The following is an 8,506-nucleotide window of genomic DNA, read 5'->3' as shown; positions in this document are numbered from 1 at the left end:
GACGATCCAGTTTTGGCAGCTGTATTTGGGTTAACATTAGCAACCAAACGAAGTACAGCAGAAAATTTAGTCGGAGAGGTTGACTTGGAGGCGCTAGTTATTGAACCATATGCTAATCCTTTCCGTAGTTATCCTTTAGGTGAAGATTATCAAAATTTTCGTGAGTTATTTCAAAAGCAAGCGACAGATTGTTATATCTTAAATACAGATGCGTTTAATGGCAAAAATATTCCCGCAAAGGTAACGTTGGCAAGTATTGAAACAATTATTGAACAACCCGACGCTTTTGTACCATTTGATTCAATTGACGGATTAAGTTATTTACCTTTAGATGATTTTGTCGTTGATTTTACCCAGGTGACTTATTTGGAAAAAGTGCAAGCAAGAATGCAAAACCGACTTGATTTCATATTAAAGCAAAATGACTTCAACCGTTTACCAGAAGAAGCTGCACAAGCGATGGAAAATGTAATTGATTCCTTAAAGAGAATGAAATAAAAATTCGCAGGAAATGTGTTATCGAGGCATTTCCTGCGAATTTTTTTGGCGTAAGGCAGAGGGCGAAACACCGTATTGCTTTTTGAAGGATTTGCTAAAATGGTAGGCATCTTCATAACCCACGGCACGAGCAATCTCTTTGATTGGATATTCTTCTGTCATTAAAAGTTGTCGTGCTTGTTGTAAACGAATCAAAATTAAATAATTAATCGGCGAAACGCCGGTCACTTCTTTAAAAATTTTAGATAAATAGGTTGGACTGACATAATGAGTTGTTGCTAATTGTTCAATTGTAATTTCTTGGGCATAGTTATTTTCAATGTACGTAATAATCAGTTGAACCGCTTGTTTGAGTCGTTCGTTTTTACTTAAAATAGAAGGCTCAGTTTGTTCATTTTGTTCTAAACAACGTAAAATCAACCCCATCATTTCGTAGATCAATCCTTTACAAATCAAGTTGATATTATGGTGACCGAATTCGTTGATTAGTTGCCAGGCTTTGTCAAAGACTTTAATTTGGTCTTCTTGACTAGTTAAAATAATTTCTTGATTGGGAAAAGCATTTTCGGAAAGCCCTTCCAATTCGAAGCTACCAATCCCGATATGCAGTTGATGCGAATAAGTTTTAGGCAGTTGACGTTCGGCATGTTCAACGCCTGGATTAAATAATAAAATATCGCCACCTCGTACGGTTTGCCACTGCTGGTTAAAAAAATAAGATGCTTCACCTTCTAAAATAATAGAAATTTCGAAAAAATCATGATGGTGTTTCCCGTTGGCATTGTTTTCAGGATTCCACACATCAAATGCATAATAAATTTTTGGATTAAACTCTTGGATGTCCATTCACTCACCTCTTTTTTTTATTATAGCGTAAAATAACAACTTGATTAATGAAAAGCAGAAAATACCTATTTTAAATATGGCAAAAATCTCCATCTTTCTAACTAGAATATTCCATTCTAATTGAAAATTATAACGGTATGATAGTGAATACAAAGGACAGTTTGGAGGGATGTCTATGAATAATTTCCAATGGATTTGGAATTACGCCAAAGTTTATAAAGTTCGTCTGCTTATAGCTCTTATTTTTGTGGTCGTGAATTCCATTTTAATTATCGTAAATCCAGTTGTTTCAGGGATGCTGGTCGATCAAGTTATTGAACAAGGAAAAGGTCAATTATTGTTGCCGCTACTAGGCGTGATGATTGGGATTACACTTTTTAGGACCATTGTTCGTTATGCGTATCAAATGATTTTTGAGCGTATTGGTCAAAATGTATTGTTTCAATTACGGAAAGATATGTATAAAAAGCTACAAGAATTAGATTTTGACTTTTTTAACCATACACGTGTAGGCGATATTATGGCACGAATGACTGGAGATACGGATGCTATTCGTCATTTTGTTTCGTGGGTGTCTTATAACATTATTGAATGTGTGTTATGGTTTGCGACAGCTATCATTATGATGGGAACCATTAATTTTCCTTTAATGGTTGCATTAGTGGTGATTACGCCAATTATTTATTTCTTAACGATGAAAATGTCAAAAGAAGCGCATCCAGTCTTCTTTGAAATTCGTGAAAGTTTTTCTCGTTTGAATTCGATGGTAGAAGAAAATATTGGTGGGAACCGTGTCGTTAAAGCATTTGCTAGAGAGCCTTATGAAATTGAAAAATTCCATGCTTACAATGAAGATTATAAACAAAAAAACATGGAATCTGCTAAAGTATCGGCAAAATATTTACCTTGGTTGGATATGCTCGCAGGCAGTTTAAATTTAACGACCTTGATTTTGGGTGGTTGGTTTGTCATTCAAGGGGAGATGTCACTAGGGAATCTGATTACCTTTAACGGTTTTTTATGGATGCTCAATCAACCTATGCGCATGAGTGGCTGGTTGATTAATGATGTGCAACGTTTTTCTGCATCATGTATTAAGATTCGTCAAATGATGAATACTCAAGCAACCATTCCAGTGGAAGGCGAAGATGAGGTAACTATTCAAGGATATGTGGAATTCGACCATGTCTCTTTCCATTTCTCAGATGATCCAAATAGTAACGTCTTAGAAGATGTCTCATTTAAAATTGCCCCTGGTCAAACCTTAGGAATTTTAGGTGAAACCGGCTCAGGTAAAACAACGTTAGTCAATTTAGTGGCACGGTTTTATGATCCAACTAATGGCCGTGTATTGATTGATGGGAAAGATGCGAAAAGTTATCCAGTCCGACAATTACGCGAAAATATTTCGATGGTTATGCAAGATGTCTTTTTATTTTCGGATACGATTGAAGATAATATTGCTTTTGGTAATCCTTATGCGGATGAAGCTTATATCCAACGAGTCGCTGAAATTGCTGATGCTCATCATTTTATCAGCCGAATGCCAGAAGGATATGAAACGATTGTCGGCGAACGTGGTGTTGGTTTATCAGGTGGGCAAAAACAACGGATTTCTCTAGCGCGAGCGTTAGCGAAAGATCCAGCAATTTTGATTTTGGATGATACAACATCTGCGGTGGATATGGAAACAGAGTCTAAAATTCAAAAAGAATTAACTGCATTAACGGATGCGAAAACGACCTTTATTATTGCTCACCGGATTTCGTCTGTTCGTGAAGCCAATTTGATTTTAATGATGGAAAAAGGACGAGTTATCGAAGCCGGAACACATCAAGAACTGGTTGCGAAAAAAGGTTTTTATTATGATGTTTATCAGAAACAACTGGGTTTAGTTGATGGGGAGGTGGAATAGATGGCACGAAATAAATTTGATGTGGATGAGGAATTAACCCGCGAATTTAACTGGTCGCATTATAAGCGACTAGGAGGGTATATCAAACCTTATCAAACAGCAATTTTTAAAGTCCTATTTGTCATTATTTTAGCAAATACGGCTGGAATGTTAGGACCTTATTTCACTAAAATTGCGATTGACGATGTCATTCCCCAAAGGAACGTTCAATTATTATTAGGGTTAGGCGCAATCTTTTTAGTCTCGTTGGTTGTGATTGCCTGGTGTATGAAATACCGAATTTTGGCGATTACCGAAATCGGTCAAGATATTTTAAAAGATATGCGTTCTTCAATTTTTGAACATTTGCAACGCTTGCCGTTTTCATACTTTGATAATCGTCCACACGGGAAAATTTTGATTCGCGTGGTCAACTATATCAATACATTAAGTGATTTGTTAAGTAACGGTCTCATTAATTTAATTTCAGATATTTTTAGTGTGATTATTACATTGATTTTTATGTTTTTTATCGATGTCAAATTAACTTTATACAGTCTAGCGCTGTTGCCAGTCTTGTTTGTTTTGGTGATGGTAGTTACGAGTCAGCAACGAAAAGCTTATCAAGCGTTGAGTAATAAGCAATCCAATCTGAATGCCTACATTCATGAAAGTATTGCTGGTATTAAAATTACCCAATCTTTTGCACGTGAGAAAAAGAATTATGAAGTTTTTAATGAAGTCAGTGAAGAATTTCGAACCTCGTGGATGCACGCTGTCAAAATCCAATTTTTATTATGGCCAGGTGTTCAAAATATCTCTGTATTAACCACTTGTTTGATTTATTTTTTAGGGATTCGTCAAATGGGCGTGGATGTCTCAACGGGGACATTGATTGCGTTTATTGGTTATATTAATAATTTTTGGAATCCGGTTATTAGTATTGGGAACTTTTACAACTCTTTAGTAACCGCAACAGCTTATTTAGAACGAATTTTTGAGACAATGGATGAAGTACCGGATATTCAAGATGCGCCAGATGCGAAACTTTTACCATCGATTAAAGGACAAGTTGATTTTGATGAAGTGACTTTCCGTTATGAAGAAGGCAAAAATATTTTAAATCATGTGTCGTTTCATATTAATCCAGGGCAATCCATTGCATTAGTGGGGCCAACTGGAGCAGGGAAAACCACGATTATCAATCTATTGAGTCGTTTTTATGATGTTAATGAAGGAAGCGTCAAGGTGGATGGTTATGATGTCAGAGAGGTGACCTTACATTCTCTAAGAACGCAAATGGGTGTGATGCTGCAGGATACGTTTGTTTTCAGTGGCACGATTTTAGAAAATATTCGCTATGGAAAATTAGATGCAACTGAAGAGGAGATCATTGCAGCAGCAAAAATTGTACGTGCGCATGACTTTATTTCAGAATTAAAAGATGGCTATCAAACGGTCGTGGAAGAAAGAGGAAGCACCCTTTCTGCAGGACAACGTCAATTGATTTCTTTTGCACGTGCATTATTGGCAGATCCTAAAATCTTGATTTTAGATGAAGCAACATCTAGCATTGATACAAAAACAGAAGAGCTTTTGCAAAAAGGGTTGCAGGAATTATTAAAAGGTCGGACATCATTTATTATCGCTCACCGACTATCAACAATTAAAAATAGTTCTCAGATCTTTTATGTAGATCAAGGACAAATTGTTGAAGCAGGAACGCATGATGAATTGATGACTCTAAAAGGCAAATATCATCATTTATATCAATCGCAATATGATTTGATTCATACTAATTAAAAAAAGCATCTATCAAACTTTTTAGTAAAAAATACCTAAAAAGCGCGATAGATGCGATTTTTTTTGTTATAATGAAAGCGCAACATGATTGAAGGGGGAAAACACATGACAGCATTAGAAAAATTGCAAAATGGTTCAGACATTCGCGGTATTGCGATTGCGACCGAAGAGTATCCAGCTAATTTAACACCAGCTGCGATGGAAAAAATTGCTTCAGGTTTGATTCATTGGTTACGTACCAAAGTAGATGAGACACCGCTTGTTGTTGGAATTGGGCAAGACAGTCGTTTAAGTGGAGCCAGTCTAAAAACAGCCTTAATTGATGCGCTGACTCGTCAAGGAGTGGATGTAATTGATTTTAATTTAGCGACAACTCCCGCAATGTTTATGAGTACACAATTTCCAGAATTTGCTTGTCATGCAGGTGTCATGCTGACAGCGAGTCACTTACCTTATTACTTTAATGGTGTCAAAATATTTAGTCGCCAAGGTGGCGCTGAAAAAGAAGATATTCAATTTATTTTAAGTCATACCGATGAAATTAACGCCGAAAAAGGCAGTGTGCGCCAAGCCGACATTTTAACACCGTATGCCAACGATTTAGTTCAAAAAATTCGTCAAGGAATTGAGGGCGCACCGCAAGAACCATTAAAAGGATTAAACATTATTGTAGATGCTGGAAATGGCGCTGGCGGTTTCTTTGCAGATCAAGTGTTAGCACCATTGGGAGCAGACACAACTGGTTCGCAATTTTTGGAACCAGATGGGAATTTTCCTAACCATATTCCCAATCCAGATAACAAAGAGGCGATGGCAAGTATTCAAGCAGCTGTTTTAGCAAATCAAGCCGATTTAGGTGTTATTTTTGATACGGATGTCGATCGTTCAGCAGTTGTTACTAAAACGGGAGATGTGTTAAATCGAAATAATTTAATTGCTGTCTTGAGCCGAATTGTGTTAGCTGAACATCCTGGAACAAGTATTGTAACCAATTCGCCAACCACAGACCATTTAAAGGCCTTTATTGAAGCCCTAAATGGGAAACAGGTTCGTTACATTTCAGGGTATAGGAATGTCATTAACAAAGCGATTCAGTTAAATGAAGCCGGAATCGATTCTCAACTAGCGATCGAAACCAGTGGTCATGCGGCCTTTAAAGAAAATTATTTCTTAGATGACGGTGCCTATGTGATTGCCAAAATTCTAATGTTATTGCCACAATTACAAGCTGAAAATCAAACATTGGAAGGTTTAATTGCTGATTTAAAACAACCTGCCGAGGCACAAGAAGTACGTTTTAAATTGGAAGCCGATGAATATCGTAAACTAGGCGAAGCAGTGATTCAAGATCTTGCTAACCATCAAGTTGCTGGTTGGACGGTTGACCCTGAAAACGATGAAGGTATTCGCTTTAAATTATCAGATGATTTTGGATCTGGTTGGTTCTTATTGCGTATGAGCTTGCATGAACCACTCTTAGTTTTACAAGTAGAAAATGATGAAGCTGGCATTATTCCAAGTGTCTTACGTGAAATTCATCAATTTTTAAAGGCTTATGAAGAGGTTAATCAAGAAAAATTATTGCCACTTATTTAAATAAAAAGTCAAGAATTTTAGAAATAGAATTCTTGGCTTTTTTGTATGGATTATCAATGGTCTAAATACTAGAAATTTGGTACAGTAAAGAAGACAAGGAGGCACGAACATGGCAAAAATTATGATTGTAGAAGACGAAGCAGTGATTCGTCAGTTAATTATGGAAGAATTAGAAAAATGGCAATTTGAAACATTTGGGACGACTGATTTTCATCAAGTTTTGTTGGATTTTAAAACCGAAGACCCTCAATTGATTTTATTGGATATTAATTTACCAGTGTTTGACGGATATTATTGGTGTCAAAAAATTCGTGAGATCTCAAAAGTTCCAATTATTTTTATTTCAAGTCGAAATACCAATATGGATATGATTATGGCGATGAATATGGGAGCGGACGATTTTATTACTAAACCATTCGAACTCGATGTGTTGGTTGCCAAAATTAATGCATTGTTGCGTCGATCATATAATTATGTTGAAAACAATAGCGAGACAATTAGTCACAATGGTTTAGTATTAAATGTGGATAACGGTAGTGTTGACGTAAATGGGGAAGTGATTGATTTAAGTAAAAATGAATATCGTTTATTGTATATCTTAATGAAAAATCATGGGAAAATTTTGAGTCGCGAGAAATTATTACGCGCACTATGGGACGATGAACGCTTCGTGGATGATAATACGTTAACGGTGAATATCAATCGATTGCGTCGTAAAATCGAACAAGCAGGAGTCGAAGGATATATTGAGACGAAGGTTGGTCAAGGCTATATTATTCCGTGAGGTGAGCGATGAATATTTTTAACTATTTAAAAGATCAGTGGTGGGTATTTATCGGCTGGTTTCTTTTTGTGGTGCTAACCATGTTTGTTATTTGGCTATCACCTGGTGTGCAGCTAAGTACAGGGACATTTTGGTATTTAATTTTAATGCAAAGTGTGGTTTTAGGCATTATGTTAGCTGTTCATTATTTATCGAAGCGACGTTGGTGGCAAGAGCTTTCCTTTCACAAAGGCGATAGTGTGTTGCAAAAATATCTTTCAACTGCCAGAAGTAAAGAAGAGCGTTTAGAACAAGAATTTATTAACCAAGTCATTCGTGAACATCAAGAGAATATGCAACAGGTAGTCACCAACCAAGACGAACAAAAAGATTATATTGATTCATGGGTCCATGAAATCAAGGTACCGTTAGCAGCTAGTCAGTTATTATTACGCTCGATTGAATTTGATATTGATGATAATAAATACATTGCATTAGAAAATGAATTGCATCGCATTGATGAATATGTTGACCAAGTTCTTTATGTCGCTCGTTTGGATAGTTTTACGAAGGATTATTTAATTCAAGAAACATCCCTTAAACAAATAATTCAACCTGTCTTACGGAGTCAAGCCAATTATTTTATTCAAAAAAATATTCGTTTCACTGTAGAAGGCGAGGATCAGCAGGTATTGACTGACCCAAAATGGATTAGTTTTATTTTTCGCCAGCTATTGAGTAATGCAATTAAATATACATTGGAAAATGGCACCATTACGATTCATTTGCAAAAGAAACGCGAAGGGGTGCAATTGGAAATTGAAGATAGCGGCATCGGTATTCCAGAAGAAGATATGCGGCGAATTTTCGATAAAGGTTTTACTGGACAAAATGGTCGAAACGCGCAGACGCATTCAACTGGACTTGGATTATATTTGGCTAAAAATTTAGCGAAGCAACTAGGAGTGGAGTTAACCGCAGAATCTGTAGTGGGTATCGGCACCAAGATGATCTTATTTTTCCCTATGCTAAGTTATTATGAAGAAGAACGCTAAAAGTTCTCTCATATAACACATGTTACTCTTGTCATAATCAGGCATTCATTG

General features: G+C 36.4%; 6 protein-coding genes and 1 pseudogene. 6 read left to right on the top strand and 1 reads right to left on the bottom strand.

Features of this window, described 5'->3' with window-relative positions; genetic code table 11:
* Positions 1-498 (top strand): annotated as a pseudogene (locus DOK78_RS15755) (phosphoenolpyruvate carboxykinase); the annotation flags it as partial.
* 18 nt (positions 499-516) lie between these two features.
* Here DOK78_RS15755 and DOK78_RS15750 read toward each other — a convergent pair.
* Entirely contained in the window at positions 517-1,344 is an 828-nt protein-coding gene (locus tag DOK78_RS15750; protein WP_207871611.1) for an AraC family transcriptional regulator, read from the bottom strand.
* Positions 1,345-1,519: 175 nt separating this feature from the next.
* Between DOK78_RS15750 and DOK78_RS15745 the strand changes: the two genes are divergently transcribed.
* From DOK78_RS15745 to sapS, 5 genes are all read left to right on the top strand, one after another.
* Positions 1,520-3,259 carry an ABC transporter ATP-binding protein gene (locus DOK78_RS15745; RefSeq protein ID WP_207871610.1) on the top strand — a complete coding sequence of 580 codons (1,740 nt, stop codon included), beginning with the start codon at positions 1,520-1,522 and terminating at the stop codon, positions 3,257-3,259.
* The gene (locus DOK78_RS15740; RefSeq protein ID WP_207871609.1) at positions 3,260-5,041 is read left to right on the top strand and encodes an ABC transporter ATP-binding protein; all 1,782 of its coding nucleotides are present in this window, start codon (positions 3,260-3,262) and stop codon (positions 5,039-5,041) included.
* 105 nt (positions 5,042-5,146) lie between these two features.
* Entirely contained in the window at positions 5,147-6,637 is a 1,491-nt protein-coding gene (locus DOK78_RS15735) for a phosphomannomutase/phosphoglucomutase (protein WP_207871608.1), read from the top strand.
* A gap of 109 nt (positions 6,638-6,746) precedes the next feature.
* Positions 6,747-7,421 (top strand): two-component system response regulator SapR, encoded by a 675-nt coding sequence (gene sapR / locus DOK78_RS15730; RefSeq protein ID WP_207871607.1) that lies wholly within the window; start codon positions 6,747-6,749, stop codon positions 7,419-7,421.
* An 8-nt stretch (positions 7,422-7,429) separates the two neighbouring features.
* A complete protein-coding gene (gene sapS, locus DOK78_RS15725) occupies positions 7,430-8,455 on the top strand; it encodes a two-component system sensor histidine kinase SapS (protein ID WP_207871606.1) in 1,026 nt (341 codons plus the stop codon).
* The last annotated feature ends 51 nt before the right edge of the window (positions 8,456-8,506 follow it).

Source organism: Enterococcus sp. DIV2402 (assembly GCF_017426705.2).
GTDB classification, from domain to species: Bacteria; Bacillota; Bacilli; order Lactobacillales; family Enterococcaceae; genus Enterococcus_F; species Enterococcus_F lowellii.
The sequence above is the reverse complement of the archived record's forward strand: the minus strand, read 5'-3'. Positions and strand labels throughout refer to the sequence as shown.